We start from the raw sequence: 18,588 nt of genomic DNA, 5'->3' as shown, positions 1-18,588 counted from the left end.
GAGTGCGGTGGCTCCGCCCGGATCCCGTTATTCCGCCGCCAGCGCGACGCCGTCGTCGTCCTCGTTGTCGTCGTGGCTCTTCAGCTCGACGTTGAGGCCCAGCGAGCGCATTTCCTTGACGAGAACGTTGAAGCTCTCCGGAATGCCGGCCTCGAAGGTGTCGTCGCCCTTGACGATCGCTTCGTAGACCTTGGTACGGCCGACCACGTCGTCCGACTTCACCGTCAGCATTTCCTGCAGGGTGTAGGCGGCGCCGTAGGCCTGGAGGGCCCAGACCTCCATTTCACCGAAGCGCTGGCCACCGAACTGCGCCTTACCGCCCAGCGGCTGCTGGGTGACGAGCGAGTAGGGGCCGATCGAACGCGCGTGGATCTTGTCGTCGACAAGGTGGTGCAGCTTGAGCACGTACTTGCAGCCGACGGTCACCTTGCGGTCGAAGCGGTCGCCGGTGCGGCCGTCGAACAGGTTGACCTGACCCGACTCGTCGAGACCGGCGAGACGCAGCATGTCGGTGACGTCCTTCTCGACAGCACCGTCGAACACCGGCGAGCCCATCGGCACGCCCTTGCGGACGGACTGGGCGAACTCGACGATCTGCTCGTCGTCGCGGGCGTCGATATCGGCGGTGTAGTTGTCGCCGTAGATCTCCTTGAGCAGCTCGCGAACGGCTTCCGGCGGTTGGCCGGCAACGGGGTTCGGGTTGGCTGCACGCCAGTCGTCCAGAGCCGCGCCGATACGCGCGCCCAGGCCGCGAGCGGCCCAGCCGAGGTGCGTTTCGAAGATCTGGCCGACGTTCATGCGCGAAGGCACGCCGAGCGGGTTCATCACGAAGTCGACCGGGGTACCGTCTTCGAGGAAGGGCATGTCTTCCAGCGGCAGGATGCGGCTGATGATACCCTTGTTACCGTGACGGCCGGCCATCTTGTCGCCCGGCTGAAGCTTGCGCTTCACGGCCACGAAGACCTTGACCATCTTGAGCACGCCGGGCGCGAGTTCGTCACCGCGTTCCAGCTTTTCCTTGCGGTCCTCGAACTTCTCCTGGATCGCCTTGACGGTGAGGTCGTACTGGGTCTTCACCGCTTCGAGCTGCGACTGCATGTGATCGTCCGCAACCGCGAACTTCCACCAGTCGTGACGCTCGACCTCGTCCAGCACTTCGTCGGTGATCTCGACGCCCTTCTTGAGGCCCTTGGGCGCCGAAGCGGCGACCTGGCCGAGGAGCATGTCCTTCAGACGATTGTAGGTAGCGCGGTTGAGGATGGCGCGTTCGTCCTCACGGTCCTTGGCGAGGCGTTCGATTTCCTCGTTCTGGATCGCGCGGGTACGGTCATCAACTTCGATACCGTGACGGTTGAACACGCGCACGTCGACGATCGTGCCCGAAACGCCCGGCGGCAGACGCAGCGAGGTGTCGCGGACGTCCGAAGCCTTTTCACCGAAGATGGCGCGGAGGAGCTTTTCTTCCGGCGTCATCGGGCTTTCGCCCTTCGGGGTGATCTTGCCGACCAGGATGTCACCCGGGTGCACTTCGGCGCCGATGTAGACGATGCCCGCTTCGTCGAGGTTGCGCAGGGCTTCCTCGCCGACGTTCGGGATGTCGCGGGTGATGTCTTCCGGCCCCAGCTTGGTGTCGCGGGCCATCACTTCGAACTCGTCGATGTGGATCGACGTGAACACGTCGTCCTTCACGATGCGCTCGGAGATCAGGATGGAGTCTTCGTAGTTGTAACCGTTCCAGGGCATGAACGCGACGAGCACGTTGCGGCCCAGAGCCAGTTCGCCGAACTCGGTCGACGGGCCGTCGGCGATGGTGTCGCCGGCCTGCACGACTTCGCCCACCTTCACCAGCGGACGCTGGTTGATGCAGGTCGACTGGTTCGAACGCTCGAACTTCTGCAGACGGTAGATGTCGACGCCCGACTTGCCGGGTTCGATATCGCCCGAAGCGCGGATGACGATACGGGTGGCGTCCACCTGGTCGACGATACCGGCGCGCAGCGCCGAGATTGCGGCGCCCGAGTCACGCGCAACCGTTTCTTCCATGCCGGTGCCGACGAACGGAGCGTCCGCCTTCACGAGCGGCACGGCCTGACGCTGCATGTTCGAGCCCATGAGTGCGCGGTTGGCGTCGTCGTTTTCCAGGAACGGAATGAGCGAGGCGGCCACCGAGACGAGCTGCTTGGGCGAAACGTCCATCAGCGTGATCTGGTCGCGCGGGCTCATCACGAATTCGCCGTTCTGGCGAGCCGAGACGAGTTCCTCGACGAACGAACCATCGGCATTGAGCTCAGCCGACGCCTGCGCGACGGTGTGCTTCTGCTCTTCCATCGCCGAAAGGTAGACGACGTCCTTGGTCACGTGACCGTCGTTCACCTTGCGGTACGGCGTTTCGATGAAGCCGTACTTGTTGACGCGGGCGAAGGTCGACAGCGAGTTGATCAGACCGATGTTCGGGCCTTCCGGCGTTTCAATCGGGCAGATACGGCCATAGTGGGTCGGGTGAACGTCGCGGACTTCGAAGCCGGCGCGCTCACGGGTAAGACCACCCGGCCCAAGTGCCGAAACGCGGCGCTTGTGGGTGACTTCCGACAGAGGGTTGGTCTGGTCCATGAACTGCGAGAGCTGCGAGGAACCGAAGAACTCGCGAACGGCGGCCACGGCGGGCTTGGCGTTGATGAGGTCGTTCGGCATCACGGTCGACACGTCGACCGAGCTCATGCGCTCCTTCACGGCGCGCTCCATGCGGAGCAGGCCGACGCGGTACTGGTTTTCGAGCAGTTCGCCCACCGAACGCACACGGCGGTTGCCGAGGTTGTCGATGTCGTCGATTTCACCCTTGCCGTCCTTGAGGTTCACCAGTTCCTTGACCACGGCGAGGATGTCCTCGACGCGCAGGGTGGTCACGGTGTCCTCGGCATCGAGGCCAAGACGCATGTTCATCTTGACGCGGCCCACGGCCGAAAGGTCGTAGCGGTCGGCGTCGAAGAACAGGCCGTCGAACAGCGCTTCGGCGGTTTCCTTCGTCGGCGGTTCGCCCGGACGCATGACCTTGTAGATCGCTTCCAGACCCATGTCGCGGTTCTCGGCCTTGTCGGCCTTGAGCGTGTTGCGGATCCAGGGACCGGTGTTGATGTCGTCGATGTCGAGCAGGTCGATCTGGTCGATGCCCGCGCGGTCGAGCGCTTCAAGGTTTTCCGGCGAAACTTCGTCGCCCGCCTCGATGTAGATGCGGCCGGTCGACTCGTCGATCAGGTCCTTGGCCGAATAGCGGCCGAAGATTTCCTCGGTCGGGATCAGCAGTTCTTCCAGACCGTCCTTCTGCGCCTTGTTGGCAGCGCGCGGGGAGATCTTGGTGCCGGCCGGGAACACGACTTCGCCCGACTTGGCGTCGACGATGTCGAACGCCGGCTTGGCGCCGCGCCATGCTTCGGACTGGTAAGGCAACTGCCAGCCGCCCGAACCGCGCTTCCAGGTCACGGTCTCGTAGAAGTAATCGAGGATCGCTTCGTTATCGAGGCCCAGGCCGAACAGCAGCGAGGTGACCGGCAGCTTGCGCTTGCGGTCGATACGCACGTTGACGATGTCCTTGGCGTCGAACTCGAAGTCCAGCCACGAACCGCGGTACGGAATCACGCGGGCCGCGAAGAGGTACTTGCCCGAGGAGTGCGTCTTGCCGCGGTCGTGGTCGAACAGGACGCCCGGCGAACGGTGCATCTGCGAGACGATCACGCGCTCGGTGCCGTTGATGAAGAAGGTGCCGTTCTCGGTCATGAGCGGCATGTCGCCCATGTAGACGTCCTGCTCCTTGATATCGAGAACCGAGCGGGTCTCGGTCTCGGCATCCACTTCGAACACGATCAGGCGCAGCGTGACCTTCATCGGGGCCGCATACGTGATGCCGCGCTGGCGGCACTCGGTCACGTCGTACTTCGGCTCTTCCAGCTCGTAGTGGACGAAGTCGAGTTCGCTGGTGCCGGCGAAGTCGCGGATCGGGAAGACCGAACGCAGGGTCTTCTCCAGGCCCGAGATGTAACCGGTCGCGGGGTTCGAGCGCAGGAACTGCTCGTAGCTCTCGCGCTGCACCTCGATGAGGTTGGGCATCTGGACGACTTCGTGGATGTCGCCAAAGATCTTGCGGATGCGCTTCTTTGCAGAGCGGCGCATATCGACGGGCTTGGTGGCCATGATCTGGTCTTTTGCCTCTTCGCTTCGGGACCGATTCGCGATGAGCGGCCCCTTAAAAATTCTCGCCTGCGAGGACGTATCCCTGCCGGTGAAGCAGGGCATCCAAAACGCCAAAAGGCCGCCCGGCACGCGCGGAATTCCTTGGAGGAACGCCAGTTGCGGCCAGCAGCCTTATGCATCGGATGATATCCCGACCGCCTCCTTCCCGGGCTACCCCCGCGCATGGGCAGCCTTGCTCGAAGCGACCGAGCGAGCGGCGGATATAGGCGCGGGGGTCCGGGATGTCAATTTGACGAGCCTCGCATTTCTGCGGGGTCGGATCAGGAACGCCGCGACTCGATTCGCCGCACAATCGCCGCCGTCCATCCTTGAATAGCGCCAGTCCCGGTAACTTTTTCGCCTCCAGCGCATTGAAGCTGCATGGGACGCTTGACCATCTCGATCGCAGACCGCGCACTGGGCCCGATGCTCGCCGCTGCCGCGCTTGCCGCCATGCCGGCCGCAGCCGCAACGCCGCAGGATATGGCGACGAAGAGCATGGAAACAAACGAAGCCCCCCGCGTGCCCACCGCCTCGCGGTCCGGCACCGCTGCCGACGGCACTTTGGCGCGCGGCGACATCCCGGCACCCAGCCTGGCAACTTCGGTACCCGAAACCCCTTCCCGTCTCGGCGCAAAAGGCGGACTGGGGCTGCTCGCCGCACTGATCATATCGCTCACCGGCGGGCTGACCATGCTCCGCCGGGATCCGAAATCCCGGGGCCGCAAGACCACGCCCCCTCGCCTTTCCCCCGCAAGCACCAGCAATAGCTGGGCATCCCCTTCGGCGCGCATACCCTAAGGCAGACGACCGGGCCCTCACCCTCCACCCCCTCAAGGCAACAGGGGCCCAAATAGCAGATCGCTGCCTGGAGCCGGAACGCCGTAACCCCTGCACGGCAGACCGGAACCATATGCGGGGCGACTCATCCGGGTCGCCCCGTTTTTTGCGCGCGCCACACGCCTCGAAACGCGGCAACTTTCCGATAGACGATCAGCGTCATATTGTTTTTCGATATTATCGATTGACGATAAGCTCGAATCGACTTATTGAATATCGATATCGAGCATATCGGAGAACGAACAATGACCCAGTCCCAGATGCAAAAGGCCTCCCGCCCCCTCGCCGTGGCGCTGGCTATTGTCTTCACCGGCGCCTTCTGGCTGCCCACCCTCTCCAACCCCGCCGAAGCCGCCGCCCGCGAACCCATGACTGTCGCGAGCCCGGCCACCACTATCGTCGTCGCCGTCGCACCGGCGCTGATGTAATCCGGACGCCGGGAAGGACACGAACATGACATCGCCAATCACCCGGATCGCCCGCGACCCGCTGCTCGCCATCGCCAAGGGACTGCTGTGGTTCCTGATGGCGAGCATGGCCCTGGCCATTGCCGCCTGCCTTGTCGCAATCCCGGCCATGCTGATCTTCCGGGGCCAGATTTCGGCCGAACTCGCCAAGGATATGCCCCTTCTCCTGCCCCAGTTCTTCTGGGTGGTCAGCGGCGTGCTGGTGTTTGCCGCGATCCTGTGCGGCACGCTTTTCCGGATCTTCCAGCTGCTGAAGCGCATCGTTGGCACTGTCGGAGATGGCGATCCGTTCGTGCCCGACAATGCCCGGCGGCTGACGCAGATGGCGTGGCTCAGCCTGGTCGTGCAGCTCATCGGCCTCCCGCTTTCGGGCCTTGGCGCCCTGATCAACAAGCTGGGCGAAGGTCACACCCGGATCGATACGCTGGGCGGCATCTCCGGCAACGGCCTGCTGCTGATGCTGATCCTGTTCATCCTCGCCCGCGTCTTCCGCAAGGGCGCCGAGATGCGCGCCGAACTGGAAGGCACCGTGTGATGGACGAAGACACGGAAGCTCTCGATGGAGGCCGGATCGTGGTCAAGCTGGACGACATTCTCTACGCCCGCCGCATGACACTGACGGAACTGGCGGAGCGTATCGGCATCACGCTGGCCAACCTTTCGATCCTCAAGACCGGCAAGGCCAAGGCGATCCGCTTCTCCACCCTGGAGGCGATCTGCCGGGAACTGGACTGCCAGCCGGGCGACTTGCTGGGATACGATGCTCCCGTCCCTTGACGAAGCAGCGTCACTTTCACTGACACCACTGTTAGCAATACTTGACTCCGGGGGCGCTTTCATCCAAAGGCGCCCCCGAACCGTATGGGTTTCGGCCCATCGTTCATCCGTCCGAGACAGTTGGTGCCCTCGATTTGCGGGGGCTTAATTTCCAGCCTAGACGGGGAACAGGATTATTTCCGGCCCCTCACTCCTTTGGAGACGTGGTGCCAACTTCGTGTTTCGACACGAAACTCCTTCCCCATCGAAACGGACTCGCCCGAAGTGCTTTCGCGCTTCGGACAAACGTAGCCGGCCGCAAGGAACGCAAGTTCCACGCGGTCACATGTGAAGGAGTAAGGCATGGATCGTTCGCAGAAAGCCGATTCGGTCGCCCAGCTCAACGCGGTCTTCAATGAGGTCGGCGTGGTGGTCATCACCCGCAACCTCGGCATGACGGTGGCCCAGTCCACCGCCCTGCGCGGCAAGATCCGTGACGCGGGCGCGACCTACAAGGTTGCAAAGAACAGTCTTGCCAAGCTTGCCATCGTGGACACCGACTATGTCGGTATCGACGACTTCCTGACCGGCCCGACGGCCATCGCCACTTCGGTGGACCCCGTCGCTGCCGCCAAGGCTGTCGTCGACTTCGCCAAGACGACCGACAAGATCGAGATCGTCGGCGGCTCGATGGGTTCGCAGGTTCTGAACGCTGCTGGCGTCAAGGCTCTCGCCTCGATGCCCTCGCTCGACGAACTGCGCGCCAAGCTCATCGGCCTCGTTCAGGCTCCGGCGACGAAGATCGCCCAGCTGCAGACCGCTCCGGCGGCCAAGCTGGCTCGCGTTTTCGCTGCCTACGCCGACAAGGCTGCTTGAGCTCAAGCCCCAAGCGATTTCTCGTAAATCGCGAAGGGCCAAGCCTAAGCAATTCTATTCGTTACGATTTATCCCGGCGGACCGCATCCAGCACCCCGGGACCACAGATCAGGAGTTATTATCATGGCCGATATCGCCAAGCTTGTTGAAGAACTGTCGAAGCTGACCGTCCTCGAGGCCGCTGACCTCGCCAAGGCTCTCGAAGAAGCATGGGGCGTTTCCGCCGCTGCCGCTGTTGCCGTGGCTGCTGCCCCGGCTGGCGACGCTGGCGCCGCTGTCGAAGAGAAGACCGAATTCGACGTCATCCTCACCGGCGACGGTGGCAAGAAGATCCAGGTCATCAAGGAAGTCCGCGCCATCACCGGTCTGGGCCTCGCTGAAGCCAAGGCTCTCGTTGAAGGCGCTCCCAAGGCCGTCAAGGAAGGCGTCAACAAGGCTGAAGCCGAAGACATCAAGAAGAAGATCGAAGAAGCTGGCGGCACCGTCGAGGTCAAGTAAGCTTCTTCTCGGTTCTTCCGAGCAGATCTACGGGAAGGACGGCTCCGCAAGGAGCCGCCCTTTTCCTTTGCCCGCTTCCCGAAGGTGCTTGACCTTCCGTCGCCATCTCCATAACACGATATATAACGTGGTATGGAGATTCGTATGAGCGACGTCATCGCCGATCTTGGCGGGGTTTATCTCGGCAGCCGCCTCAAGCGCCTGGCCGAACGGCTCCAGGGCGACGCCGCCCGCATCATCGAGGATGCCGGCATCGGCGCGCAGCCCGGCCACATGCCGCTGCTCACCGCGCTCGACCGTGAGGCGATGACCGTCGGCCAGCTTGCCGAAGCGGTCGGCTACAGCCAGCCCGGCGTGACCCGCGCGATCGGACAGCTTACCGAACTGGGTCTGGTCGAGGCCAATCCCGGCGCGGACTTGCGCCAGCGCCTGCTGTCGCTGACGCCGCAGGGCGAAGCCACCATGGCCCGCGTGCGCATGCATGTCTGGCCCGGCGTCGGCCGCGCGGTCGACGAGATGTGCGGCGGCCGGACTGCCGAACTGTTGGACCACATCGCCCGCATCGAGACCGCGCTCAGCGAATCCTCAATGGTCGAACGCCATGCCCGGCTGCGGCAGCCGATGCTGACGATCCGCGAATTCTCCGACGATCTGGCCGGCGCCTTCCACGACATCAATGCCGAGTGGATCGAGACGATGTTCCGCCTCGAGCCGACCGACCGCGAGGTGCTCGAAAACCCGCGCGAACGCATCGTCGATCCCGGTGGTGCAATCCTTTTCGTCGAAGCCGAGGGGCTTGGCGTGGTCGGCACCTGCGCGCTTCAGAAGACCGGCGAGACATCTTTCGAACTGACCAAGATGGGTGTGCGCGCAGCGGCGCGCGGGCTGAAAGCGGGCGAATTCCTGCTCCAGGCCACGATCGAGCGGGCCCGCAAAATGGGCGCCGATCCGCTCTACCTGCTGACCAACAAGCGCTGCGAGGCGGCAATCCATCTCTATGAGAAGCTGGGTTTCCGCCACGACGCCGGGATCATGGCGCGCTACGGCGCCCGCTACGCGCGGTGCGATGTCGCCATGCTGCATCCGGCCTGACCGCCGGTAATCTGACGTTCAGCTTCGCGGGAGCAGCTTGTCCCCGCTGACAAATGGGACGAGCGACGAAGGAGGTTTCTTCCCATGCGAATGCCTTCCAAAACCTGCCTTTTCGGCGCTGCCGCACTCACTCTGTTGGGCGCCGGAGTCGCCGAAGCCGCAACCGCGAAGCTGCACACCATGAACGTCAACGCCCCCGATGGTTCGGTGGTGCAGGTGCAGTATTCCGGCGATGTCGCGCCCAAAGTCGCAGTCGTGCCGGCCGATGCGGTGCAGGCGGCCCAGATGCCCGTCATGGCCGATCCCTTCGCCCAGATGGAGCGTATCTCCGCGATCATGGACGCGCGCATGAACGCCATGATGCAGCAGGCGGCATCGATGCAGGCGCACGCCGCGCAGATGCAGCAACAAGCAGTCGCGAATGGCACGGCCCAGCAAGGCGTGCCCGGCTTCACCATGGTCGGCGACATGCCCCAGGGCGCACACGTGACCTACTACTCGTCGACCACGGACGCCAAGGGCTGCACCCGCTCGGTCTCCTACAGCTCGGACGGTTCGGGCACGGAGCCGAAGATGACGCAAGCCGCATCGGATTCGTGCGAGGCGGTTGCGCCATCCAACAAGACGATCCCCGTCAAGGCCGAAAAGCCGGTGGAACAGCCGAAGCAGGCCCTGCCCGGCCAGACCATCTGAACCCTCTTTTCCCGGTCTTCACCAGCCCCCATCCCCCTATGAAGACCGGATGAAAGGGCGGCGCCGCTCAATGAAAGCGGCGCCGCCCTTTTTCATGTCACGCCTTTTTCATTTCAGCGTTTCGAGATAGTCGATGATCTCTTTGCGCCGCGCCGCATCGGGCACCATGACGACCATCTTGGTGCCCGGCACCATTTTCATCGGCCCTTGCAGCCAGGTGTCGAGCGACTGACGATCCCAGGTGATTCCCGATTCCTTGAGCGCCGGGCTGAACGGGAAGCCCTGAACCTCACCCGCCTTGCTGCCGACGATGCCGTGGAGCGTCGGGCCCACGCCGTTCACACCCGCCGTCACCGAATGGCACGAGCGGCAGATCCCGAATGCAGCCGGCGCCGTGTCGGCGACAGCCGTCGTCGCAGGCGTGGCAACGGAGCTATCGGCGGCAGCCGGGCCCTGCTCCGCCGACCCTGAACTTGATCCCGAACCGCCGCAGGCAGCCAGCAGCGCAAGCGGCACGGCGACGATCATTGACTTCACATGCATGGAGATCTCCCGATTTGGCGCGACCCTATAGTGGCACTCCCCCAGCGGGAAGTGACTGATCTGCCGAAAGTCCGCAATATGCCCTTGGCGACAAATCCGCTTTCGTTCCCGAACCCCAGGGCCTATCGGCCTGACCATGGCGACGCGTGACCTTCCTTCGACCTTTGGTGCCGAACTGGCCGCGACCTTGCGCCTTGCCGGACCGCTGGCGCTCGCCAACCTGCTGCAGATGGCGGTCTTCGCCACCGACGTGATGTTCGTGGCGCGGCTGGGCCAGCAATCGCTTGCCGCCGCCAGCCTTGCCGTGGCCATCGTCGCGCTGCTGCTGATGGGGCTCAACGGCGTGACCGGCGCGGTCGCCCCGCTGATCGCCGCCGAGATCGGCCGCCGCCGCCACTCCGTGCGCGAAGTCCGCCGGTCGACGCGCATGGCCTTGTGGCTGGCAGTGATCCTGGGGGCCTGCGGCATCGGAGTCTGCCTGTTCGGCGGGGCCTTCATGCACCTGACCGGGCAGGATCCGGACGTGGTCGGCCTTGCCGGGCACTTCATTCGCGTGCTCTCGATCGCAATTGTGCCCATGGCGCTCTCGAACGTCCTGCGCACATTCGTCTCGGCGCTCGGTCGCCCGATCTTTGCCACCGCGATCACGGCATTGTCGATCCTCGTGAACGTACTGGGCAATTACACGCTGGTCTTCGGGCACTTCGGCCTTCCCGCGCTCGGCCTTACCGGCTCCGCGCTGTCCAGCACCATGACCGCTTGCGTGAGCACGCTGGTCTATGCCGTTGCCATTTCGCGCGATCGGCGGCTCCGGCGCTTCCACGTGTTCGGCCGCTGGTGGCGGCCCGAGCCCGAGCGTATGCGCCAGATCCTCGCGCTCGGCCTGCCGATAGCCGGAACCGTGATCGCCGAGGGCGGGCTGTTCAGCGGAGCGGCGTTCCTGATGGGCCGCATCGGCGAGGCGCAGCTTGCCGCGCACACCGTCGCCTTGCAGATCGCCGCCTTCGCGTTTCAGGTACCCTTCGGCGTGGGCCAGGCGGCGACGATCCGCGTCGGCTATCACTACGGCGCGGGCGACAAGGGCGGCGTCGGCCGGGCCGGAAGCGCCGCAATCGCCATCGCCATGGCCTTCATGATCGTCTCGGCGTCCACCATGCTGCTGATGCCGCGTCTGATCCTCTCCGCCTATGTCGATGTGACAGCGCCCGAGAATGCCGTGCTGGTCCATTTCGCGCTCGAATTCCTGTTCGTGGCCGCGATATTCCAGCTTACCGACGGGTTGCAGGCTGTCGTGGCCGGGGCGCTGCGCGGCATTCAGGATACCCGCGTGCCGATGATGATCGCCCTGTTCGGCTATTGGGCGGCAGGCTTCGCGACGTCGGTGGCGCTCGGGCTGTTCACCCCGCTGGAAGGCGTGGGCGTGTGGATCGGCCTTGCCGTGGGACTCACGGCGGCGGCGCTGCTGTTGCTGGTGCGCTGGCACGGGCGAGAGAAGTTCCATCTCTCGCCGCTGTAACGCGCTCGTCTCATCGCGAGTCTAAACCGGCTTGAAAAATTTTGGCCGGTCATCGCTTGACGGCGCCCCGGCCCCGAACCATATCCCCGGCGTTGGCACTCCCTGCAAGAGAGTGCCAATTCAGTTTTTATGCCTATTCTGGTTCGTAGGATAAGGGAGAATCCCATGACTTTCCGCCCGCTGCACGACCGTGTTCTCGTGCGCCGCGTCGAAGCCGAGGAAAAGACGGCTGGCGGCATCATCATCCCCGACAGCGCCAAGGAAAAGCCGGCTGAAGGCGAAATCGTCGCCGTCGGCACCGGCGCCCGCGCCGAAAACGGCACCATCACTCCGCTTGACGTCAAAGTTGGCGACCGCGTGCTGTTCGGCAAGTGGTCGGGCACCGAAGTCAAGGTTGGCGGTGAAGACCTGCTGATCATGAAGGAATCGGACATCCTCGGCGTTATCGGCTGAGCATCCTGATTTCCGAATTTTCCAGATTTTCTAAAAGGAATTCAAAATGGCAGCCAAGGACGTAAAGTTCGGCCGCGACGCGCGTGAACGCATTCTGTCGGGCGTCGACACCCTCGCCAACGCCGTCAAGGTGACCCTCGGCCCCAAGGGCCGCAACGTCGTGATCGAGAAGAGCTTCGGCGCTCCCCGCATCACCAAGGACGGTGTCTCGGTCGCCAAGGAAATCGAACTCAAGGACAAGTTCGAGAACATGGGCGCCCAGATGCTGCGCGAAGTGGCCTCGAAGGCCAACGACGCAGCCGGTGACGGCACCACCACCGCCACCGTTCTTGCCCAGGCGATCGTTCGCGAAGGCATGAAGTCGGTTGCCGCCGGCATGAACCCGATGGACCTGAAGCGCGGCATCGATCTCGCCGTCACCAAGGTTGTCGAGAACATCAAGGGCCGTTCGAAGGCCGTTGCCGGTTCCTCGGAAATCGCCCAGGTCGGCATCATCTCGGCCAACGGTGACACCGAAGTCGGCGAGAAGATCGCCGAAGCCATGGAAAAGGTTGGCAAGGAAGGCGTCATCACCGTCGAAGAGGCCAAGGGTCTCGAATTCGAACTCGATGTCGTCGAAGGCATGCAGTTCGACCGCGGCTACCTGTCGCCCTACTTCGTCACCAACCCCGAGAAGATGACGGTCGAACTCGAAAACCCGTACATCCTCATCCACGAGAAGAAGCTGTCGTCGCTCCAGGCGCTGCTTCCGATCCTCGAAGCCGTGGTGCAGTCGGGCCGTCCGCTCCTCATCATCGCCGAGGACATCGAGGGTGAAGCCCTTGCCACGCTCGTCGTCAACAAGCTGCGTGGCGGCCTGAAGATCGCTGCCGTCAAGGCTCCGGGCTTCGGCGACCGTCGCAAGGCCATGCTGGGCGACATCTCCACGCTGACCGCCGGCGAGATGATCTCGGAAGACCTCGGCATTAAGCTTGAGAGCGTCACGCTCGGCATGCTCGGCCAGGCCAAGAAGGTCACCATCGACAAGGACAACACGGTCATCGTCGACGGCGCCGGTGCGGCTGACGACATCAAGGGCCGCGTCGAGCAGATCCGTGCCCAGATCGAAGTCACCACCAGCGACTACGACCGCGAGAAGCTCCAGGAGCGTCTGGCCAAGCTTGCTGGCGGCGTGGCCGTCATCAAGGTCGGCGGTGCGACCGAAGTCGAAGTGAAGGAACGCAAGGACCGCGTCGACGACGCTCTCCACGCGACCCGCGCTGCCGTTGAAGAAGGCATCGTCCCCGGTGGCGGCACCGCGCTGCTCTATGCAACGCGCGCCCTCGAAGGCCTGACCGGCGTCAACGAAGACCAGACCCGTGGTGTGGACATCGTCCGCAAGGCAATCACCGCACCGCTGAAGCAGATCGCTGAAAACGCGGGCCACGACGGCGCCGTTGTCGCCGGCAAGCTGCTTGACGGTTCGGACGAATCGCTGGGCTTCAACGCCGCGACCGACGTGTACGAAAACCTCGTTGCCGCCGGCGTCATCGACCCGACCAAGGTCGTGCGCACCGCGCTTCAGGATGCGGCTTCGGTCGCCGGCCTGCTGATCACCACCGAAGCGGCGATCAGCGAAAAGGCTGACGACAAGCCCGCCATGCCGGCAATGCCCGACATGGGCGGCATGGGCGGCATGGGCGGCTTCTAAGCCAACCACGTCACCGACGCGAATTGGGCCGGAAGGAGCGATCCTTCCGGCCTTTTTCGTTGGTACGCCTTCGACATTCTTGAACCGCGCCCGGCACCGGCGCATTTTCAAACCGAGTCCGAATCCGTCGCGAAAACGACAGGATCGATCTGGTTCCCGCAATTGCCCGTATGCTGCATGCAATTCGTCGCGCGGCGCTGGCGTTTTATCGAATTCGGATTAACTCTAGGGGACGTGAGAAAAGGTAAGGGTGGGTTCTGCATGAACGGGGCAGACAAGCTCCTTGCGCGGTGTTTTGCGGGCACGCAGCGCTTCGTCAGGGTCGCAAGCATCATCGCCGCAGGCGCAGTGTCGTTCGCACCTGCCCATGCGGGCAACGTCAACGATGTGCAGGAATCGTTCGACTCGGTGTTCGGCACCGAAGTCCGGGCGCCGCGATCGTTCTCCAGTGATTTCGAAAGACGGCTGGCGTCCGTTGCCGAAGGCTCGCAGGGCCGTATCGGCGTCGCCGCCGTGGACCTTTCGACCGGCCGGTCGGTGGACGTGCTGGGCAGTCAGCGCTTTCCGATGGCCAGCACCGCCAAGGTCGCCATCGCCGCGACGTTCCTGGAAGGCGTCGACAAGGGCAAGTGGAGCCTTTCCAGCGAATATCCGCTGATGATCCCGGTCGCTTCCGCGCCGTTCTCCAGCTCGGTCGCCCCGGTTCGTCCCGGCGCCTACATGTCGGCGCGCCAGCTTCTCGAACTGATGATCACCCGGTCCAACAACTACGCGACCGATGCGCTTCTCAAGGTCGTCGGCGGCCCGTCCGCCGTCAATGCCTGGGTCCGCCGCGCCGGGATCGACGACTGGCACCTCGATCATGACATCGCCACGATGGTCCGCGACGATGGCGCGATCAATCCCGCCAAAGTGGTCGACAAGCGTGACAGCGCCACCCCGCTCGCCATGGTCCAGCTGCTGACCGGCATCTACCAGGGCAAGTGGCTGACCCCCGAAAGCCGCGACGTGCTGATGGGCGCGATGGGCCGCTGCCTCACCGGCCGCAACCGCATCCGCGCCGGATTGCCCAGCGGCGTGAACGTCTCGCACAAGACCGGTTCGCTCAGCAACACGTCCAGCGACGTGGGCATTATCGAGACTGCTGACGGGCGCGCCTATGCCGTGGCCATCTACGTCACCGGTCAAGGCAACCGCCCCGCCCGCGAGGCCCGGATCGCCAGCATCACGCGCACGATCTACGAAGGCTACCTCGCCGACGCCGGAAGCTACAGCCGCACGGCCTCCGCCCAGCGCTGATCCGCAGGCTCCAAAAACGAAAAGCCCCGCCGGAGACGATCCGGCGGGGCTTTTCGTTTGGGAAGGCCCGAACCGAAGCCCGGGCCCTGCTCAACCTCAGTGCTGCGGAGCAGAAGAGTCGTGCGGCTCGTTCTCGGCATTGGTGACGTCGCTGGCGGCAGCGGCGGCATCGGCGGCGGTATCGTCCACGGTCTTTTCGGCGGACTTTGCCGCTTCGCTGGCCGCGTCCTTGGTATCGTCGGCAGCCCGCGCGGCCTTGTCGCCGGCAACGCCCACTGCATCGCCCATGTCGTCGGCGGCCTGCGACACGTCTTCGGCGGCCGAAGTCACGGTGTCCGAAGCGTTCTCCTGCGTCTTCTGCGAGCAGGCGGCGAGCGAAAGTGCGGCGGCGGCGGCAGTCACGGCGATCAGGGTCTTGCGCATGTTTTCAGTCTTCCCTCTTTGCTGAAGTCGAATCCGGGTGCCACTCGCGGGGGTCGCGTGGCCGGCCGCTCCCATCAGGTCGCGCAGAATTAGGCCCCCACAAGCCGCGATTCAAGCATTCGCAGCGAAACCGAGAGATCGGCGGAAGGTTCCCGGGGGAAATCACGTCCCCACGAAATGCAGGCCCCAGGAAATGCACTGGCCCTGCTGACGGCCCGCCCCGGCACTGCTACGGGTTGCGCCATGGATTCCAAGCAGCATCTCTATCTCGTCGACGGCTCGGCCTACATCTTCCGCGCCTATCACCGCCTGCCACCCCTGACGAACCCGGAAGGGACGCCGGTGGGCGCGGTCTACGGCTACACGACGATGCTGTGGAAACTGGCGGACGACCTCAACAAGGCCGACGGCCCGACTCACCTTGCCGTGATCCTCGATGCCGGCAGCCACTCTTTCCGCAACGATATCTACGATGATTACAAGGCCAACCGCCCGCCGCCGCCCGAGGATCTGGTCCCGCAGTTCCCGCTGATCCGCGACGCCACGCGCGCCTTCTCGCTGCCCTGCATCGAGGAACCGGGCTTCGAGGCGGACGATCTCATCGCCTCCTACGCCCGCGCCGCCACGGCACAGGGCTGGGACGTGACGATCGTGTCTTCGGACAAGGACCTGATGCAGCTCGTCGGCAAATGCGGCATCGGCGGCGGCTGCGTCGACATGCTGGACACGATGAAGAACCAGCGGATCGATATCCCGGAAGTGGTCGAAAAGTTCGGCGTCCCGCCCGAAAAGGTGGGCGACGTGCTGGCGCTAATGGGCGACTCGGTCGACAACGTGCCGGGCGTCTACGGCGTCGGCCCCAAGACCGCGAGCAAGCTGATCCAGGACTATGGCGACCTCGAATCCGCACTCGCCGCCGCGCCTTCGATGAAGAAGTCGAAGTTGCAGGAGCGCCTGATCGAGCAGACCGAGATGGCGCGCCTGTCCAAGGTGCTCGTCACGCTCAAGGAAGACTGCACGCTGCCGATGGCGCTGGAGGACTTCAAGCTCGACGCCATTCCGCCCGCGCCGCTGGCCGAATTCCTGGGCAAGCATGGCTTCACCAGCCTGCTCAAGCGGCTCGACCTTGGCAACGGCAGCCCCGAGCGGGCCACCCAGCTTCACCCCGCCAAGCCGGCGACCGCAGGCAGCGGCCCCTCCGAAGGCGCCGCGCGCCAGTCGCTGCCGGAATGGCCGGCGGTGGACTACGCCGCCTACGAATGCGTGCAGACCGTCGAGGCGCTGGAGCGTTGGATCGCCCGCGCCCATGCCGCGCACGTGGTTGCCGTCGACACCGAGACCTCGATGCTCGATTCGATGCAGGCGGACCTTGCCGGGATCAGCCTCGCGCTCGGGCCGAACGATGCCTGTTACATCCCGCTCGGCCACGGCGGCACCGACATGTTCGCGGAAAAGCCGGAGCAGGTGCCGCTGGCTACCGCGCTGGCGCTGCTCAAGCCCATGCTGGAAAGCGATGCCGTCCTCAAGGTCGGCCAGAACATCAAGTACGACCTCAACGTCCTCGCCCGCCACGGGATCGAAGTCGCGCCGGTGGACGACACCATGATCGAAAGCTTCTGCCTCGACGCGGGCCGTTCGATTGAGGGTATCGGCGGCGGCCACGGCATGGACGAACTGGCCGAGCGCCACCTCTCGCACAAGACCATGCTGTTCAAGGACGTCTGCGGCACCGGCAAGAAGGCCATCCCCTTCGGCGAAGTCCCGCTGGACCGCGCCACGCCCTATGCGGCCGAGGATGCCGACGTCACCTGGCGGCTCCACGCCCTGCTCGCCCCGCGCCTGTCGGAAGAAGGCGGCACGCGCATTTACCAGCGCGTCGACCGTCCGCTGATCCCCGTCGTCGCCCAGATGGAGCGCCACGGCATCAAGGTGGACCGCGAGAAGCTGGCCGGTCTCTCCAGCCAGTTCGCCGAGGCTATCGGCACGCTGGAAGCCGATATCTATGCCAAGGTCGGCCAGGAATTCACCATCGGCAGCCCCAAGCAGCTGGGCGATATCCTGTTCGACAAGCTCGGCTACAAGGGCGGGCGCAAGGGCAAGTCCGGCCAGTACTCGACCGACCAGTCCATCCTCGAAGGCCTCGCCGCGCAAGGTGCGGAAGTCGCGACCAAGGTGCTCGAATGGCGCCAGCTTTCCAAGCTGCGCTCGACTTATACCGAGGCGCTGCAAGCCGCGATCAACCCGAAGACCGGCCGCGTCCACACCAGCTACAGCCTTGTCGGCGCGCAGACCGGGCGCCTTTCGTCCACCGATCCCAATCTCCAGAACATTCCGGTGCGCACCGAACTCGGCCGCCAGATCCGTGACTGCTTCGTGGCCGAGCCGGGCCATGTCCTGCTTTCCGCCGACTATTCGCAGATCGAGCTGCGCCTTGCCGCGCATATGGCCGACGTGCCGAGCCTCAAGGAAGCCTTTGCCAATGGCGAGGACATCCATGCGCGCACGGCGATGGAGATGTTCGGCACGGTGGACCGCGACACGCGCGGGCGCGCCAAGACCATCAACTTCGCGATCCTCTACGGCATCTCGCGCTGGGGGCTTGCCGGCCGTCTCGGCACCGAGGCGGACGAGGCGCAGGCGATGATCGACCGCTATTTCGAGCGCTTCCCGGGCATCCAGCGCTACATTCACGAAACGCTCGAATCCGTGCGCGGCAAGGGCTATTCGGAAACGCTGTTCGGCCGCAAGACGTGGTTCCCGCGCATCGGTTCGAAGCATCAGGCCGAACGTCAGGGCTCCGAGCGCGCGGCGATCAACGCCCCGATCCAGGGCACCAGCGCCGACATCATCAAGCGTGCCATGGCCCGCATGAACCCAGCGCTGGCCGAAGCGGGCCTCGGTCATGTCCGCATGCTGCTGCAAGTGCACGACGAACTGGTGTTCGAACTGCCCGAGGCGGATGTCGAAGCGGCCTCGGCCGTGATCCGGCACGTGATGGCGAGCGCGGCGGAACCGGCCGTGAAGCTCGATGTCCCGCTTGGCGTGGAAGTGGGCTCCGGCCTGAGCTGGGGCGCGGCGCACTAAGCCCAAGACAAGGGGCCAGCCAGCCGTCCGGAAGCTGGCCCCAACATACTTCCCGCAAAAAAGCACCCCCGCCAAAAACACTTCGTCGCCCCCGCGCAGGCGGGGGCCCCGCTTCCTTCTCGCCACGTCTCAAG

16 protein-coding genes are annotated in these 18,588 nt (G+C 64.4%); 13 read left to right on the top strand and 3 right to left on the bottom strand.

Annotated features, from left to right (window positions below; all coding sequences use genetic code 11):
- Nucleotides 1-27: 27 nt before the first annotated feature.
- Nucleotides 28-4,185, bottom strand: coding sequence for a DNA-directed RNA polymerase subunit beta (gene rpoB / locus AC1VVK_RS11105; protein WP_132388096.1), 4,158 nt, complete (start codon nucleotides 4,183-4,185; stop codon nucleotides 28-30).
- Between the two features lie 420 nt (nucleotides 4,186-4,605).
- On the opposite strand from rpoB, the gene AC1VVK_RS11100 reads away from it, so the two are divergent.
- The 8 genes from AC1VVK_RS11100 (at nucleotide 4,606) to AC1VVK_RS11065 (ending at nucleotide 9,446) form a co-directional block, all read left to right on the top strand.
- A complete protein-coding gene (locus AC1VVK_RS11100) occupies nucleotides 4,606-5,025 on the top strand; it encodes a hypothetical protein (RefSeq protein ID WP_482903019.1) in 420 nt (139 codons plus the stop codon).
- A 284-nt stretch (nucleotides 5,026-5,309) separates the two neighbouring features.
- Nucleotides 5,310-5,492, top strand: a complete 183-nt coding sequence (locus AC1VVK_RS11095; RefSeq protein ID WP_482903018.1) for a hypothetical protein — start codon at nucleotides 5,310-5,312, stop codon at nucleotides 5,490-5,492.
- A 25-nt stretch (nucleotides 5,493-5,517) separates the two neighbouring features.
- Complete coding sequence (locus AC1VVK_RS11090) at nucleotides 5,518-6,066, top strand: DUF2975 domain-containing protein (RefSeq protein ID WP_243652573.1); 549 nt, start codon at nucleotides 5,518-5,520, stop codon at nucleotides 6,064-6,066.
- Nucleotides 6,066-6,308, top strand: coding sequence for a helix-turn-helix domain-containing protein (locus AC1VVK_RS11085; RefSeq protein ID WP_482903017.1), 243 nt, complete (start codon nucleotides 6,066-6,068; stop codon nucleotides 6,306-6,308). The genes AC1VVK_RS11090 and AC1VVK_RS11085 overlap by 1 nt, the downstream gene beginning before the upstream one ends.
- Before the next feature lie 342 nt (nucleotides 6,309-6,650).
- On the top strand, nucleotides 6,651-7,163 hold the full coding sequence (rplJ, locus tag AC1VVK_RS11080; protein WP_132388088.1) for a 50S ribosomal protein L10: 513 nt from the start codon (nucleotides 6,651-6,653) through the stop codon (nucleotides 7,161-7,163).
- 123 nt (nucleotides 7,164-7,286) lie between these two features.
- Nucleotides 7,287-7,661 (top strand): 50S ribosomal protein L7/L12, encoded by a 375-nt coding sequence (gene rplL, locus AC1VVK_RS11075; protein WP_132388086.1) that lies wholly within the window; start codon nucleotides 7,287-7,289, stop codon nucleotides 7,659-7,661.
- 144 nt (nucleotides 7,662-7,805) lie between these two features.
- Nucleotides 7,806-8,753, top strand: coding sequence for a bifunctional helix-turn-helix transcriptional regulator/GNAT family N-acetyltransferase (locus tag AC1VVK_RS11070; RefSeq protein ID WP_482903016.1), 948 nt, complete (start codon nucleotides 7,806-7,808; stop codon nucleotides 8,751-8,753).
- Nucleotides 8,754-8,837: 84 nt separating this feature from the next.
- On the top strand, nucleotides 8,838-9,446 hold the full coding sequence (locus AC1VVK_RS11065) for a hypothetical protein (RefSeq protein ID WP_482903015.1): 609 nt from the start codon (nucleotides 8,838-8,840) through the stop codon (nucleotides 9,444-9,446).
- A 108-nt stretch (nucleotides 9,447-9,554) separates the two neighbouring features.
- Here AC1VVK_RS11065 and AC1VVK_RS11060 read toward each other — a convergent pair whose 3' ends face one another.
- Nucleotides 9,555-9,989: a c-type cytochrome gene (locus AC1VVK_RS11060; RefSeq protein WP_482903014.1), complete on the bottom strand. Its 435-nt coding sequence runs from the start codon at nucleotides 9,987-9,989 to the stop codon at nucleotides 9,555-9,557.
- 136 nt (nucleotides 9,990-10,125) lie between these two features.
- Here AC1VVK_RS11060 and AC1VVK_RS11055 point away from each other — a divergent pair, with 136 nt between their 5' ends.
- The 4 genes from AC1VVK_RS11055 (at nucleotide 10,126) to bla (ending at nucleotide 14,947) form a co-directional block, all read left to right on the top strand.
- Nucleotides 10,126-11,505: an MATE family efflux transporter gene (locus AC1VVK_RS11055; protein WP_482903013.1), complete on the top strand. Its 1,380-nt coding sequence runs from the start codon at nucleotides 10,126-10,128 to the stop codon at nucleotides 11,503-11,505.
- A 165-nt stretch (nucleotides 11,506-11,670) separates the two neighbouring features.
- Nucleotides 11,671-11,958 (top strand): co-chaperone GroES, encoded by a 288-nt coding sequence (gene groES, locus AC1VVK_RS11050; RefSeq protein WP_086492655.1) that lies wholly within the window; start codon nucleotides 11,671-11,673, stop codon nucleotides 11,956-11,958.
- A 46-nt stretch (nucleotides 11,959-12,004) separates the two neighbouring features.
- Entirely contained in the window at nucleotides 12,005-13,648 is a 1,644-nt protein-coding gene (gene groL / locus AC1VVK_RS11045) for a chaperonin GroEL (RefSeq protein WP_132388076.1), read from the top strand.
- A gap of 261 nt (nucleotides 13,649-13,909) precedes the next feature.
- Complete coding sequence (gene bla, locus AC1VVK_RS11040) at nucleotides 13,910-14,947, top strand: class A beta-lactamase (protein ID WP_132388074.1); 1,038 nt, start codon at nucleotides 13,910-13,912, stop codon at nucleotides 14,945-14,947.
- A 96-nt stretch (nucleotides 14,948-15,043) separates the two neighbouring features.
- Here bla and AC1VVK_RS11035 read toward each other — a convergent pair whose 3' ends face one another.
- Nucleotides 15,044-15,370, bottom strand: a complete 327-nt coding sequence (locus tag AC1VVK_RS11035) for a hypothetical protein (protein WP_132388072.1) — start codon at nucleotides 15,368-15,370, stop codon at nucleotides 15,044-15,046.
- 243 nt (nucleotides 15,371-15,613) lie between these two features.
- Here AC1VVK_RS11035 and polA point away from each other — a divergent pair, with 243 nt between their 5' ends.
- The gene (polA, locus tag AC1VVK_RS11030; protein ID WP_482903012.1) at nucleotides 15,614-18,454 is read left to right on the top strand and encodes a DNA polymerase I; all 2,841 of its coding nucleotides are present in this window, start codon (nucleotides 15,614-15,616) and stop codon (nucleotides 18,452-18,454) included.
- The last annotated feature ends 134 nt before the right edge of the window (nucleotides 18,455-18,588 follow it).

The organism is Novosphingobium sp. BL-S-32 (assembly GCF_056857055.1).
The sequence above is the reverse complement of the archived record's forward strand: the minus strand, read 5'-3'. Positions and strand labels throughout refer to the sequence as shown.

Bases quoted from the DNA above. Each gene is read 5' to 3' on its own strand.
- polA (WP_482903012.1), top strand. From the start codon at position 15,614: ATGGATTCCAAGCAGCATCTCTATCTCGTCGACGGCTCGGCCTACATC.
- AC1VVK_RS11060 (WP_482903014.1), bottom strand. From the start codon at position 9,989: ATGCATGTGAAGTCAATGATCGTCGCCGTGCCGCTTGCGCTGCTGGCT.
- rplL (WP_132388086.1), top strand. From the start codon at position 7,287: ATGGCCGATATCGCCAAGCTTGTTGAAGAACTGTCGAAGCTGACCGTC.
- AC1VVK_RS11065 (WP_482903015.1), top strand. From the start codon at position 8,838: ATGCGAATGCCTTCCAAAACCTGCCTTTTCGGCGCTGCCGCACTCACT.
- rplJ (WP_132388088.1), top strand. From the start codon at position 6,651: ATGGATCGTTCGCAGAAAGCCGATTCGGTCGCCCAGCTCAACGCGGTC.
- groL (WP_132388076.1), top strand. From the start codon at position 12,005: ATGGCAGCCAAGGACGTAAAGTTCGGCCGCGACGCGCGTGAACGCATT.
- AC1VVK_RS11070 (WP_482903016.1), top strand. From the start codon at position 7,806: ATGAGCGACGTCATCGCCGATCTTGGCGGGGTTTATCTCGGCAGCCGC.
- AC1VVK_RS11085 (WP_482903017.1), top strand. From the start codon at position 6,066: ATGGACGAAGACACGGAAGCTCTCGATGGAGGCCGGATCGTGGTCAAG.
- bla (WP_132388074.1), top strand. From the start codon at position 13,910: ATGAACGGGGCAGACAAGCTCCTTGCGCGGTGTTTTGCGGGCACGCAG.
- AC1VVK_RS11100 (WP_482903019.1), top strand. From the start codon at position 4,606: ATGGGACGCTTGACCATCTCGATCGCAGACCGCGCACTGGGCCCGATG.
- groES (WP_086492655.1), top strand. From the start codon at position 11,671: ATGACTTTCCGCCCGCTGCACGACCGTGTTCTCGTGCGCCGCGTCGAA.
- AC1VVK_RS11095 (WP_482903018.1), top strand. From the start codon at position 5,310: ATGACCCAGTCCCAGATGCAAAAGGCCTCCCGCCCCCTCGCCGTGGCG.
- AC1VVK_RS11090 (WP_243652573.1), top strand. From the start codon at position 5,518: ATGACATCGCCAATCACCCGGATCGCCCGCGACCCGCTGCTCGCCATC.
- AC1VVK_RS11035 (WP_132388072.1), bottom strand. From the start codon at position 15,370: ATGCGCAAGACCCTGATCGCCGTGACTGCCGCCGCCGCCGCACTTTCG.
- rpoB (WP_132388096.1), bottom strand. From the start codon at position 4,185: ATGGCCACCAAGCCCGTCGATATGCGCCGCTCTGCAAAGAAGCGCATC.
- AC1VVK_RS11055 (WP_482903013.1), top strand. From the start codon at position 10,126: ATGGCGACGCGTGACCTTCCTTCGACCTTTGGTGCCGAACTGGCCGCG.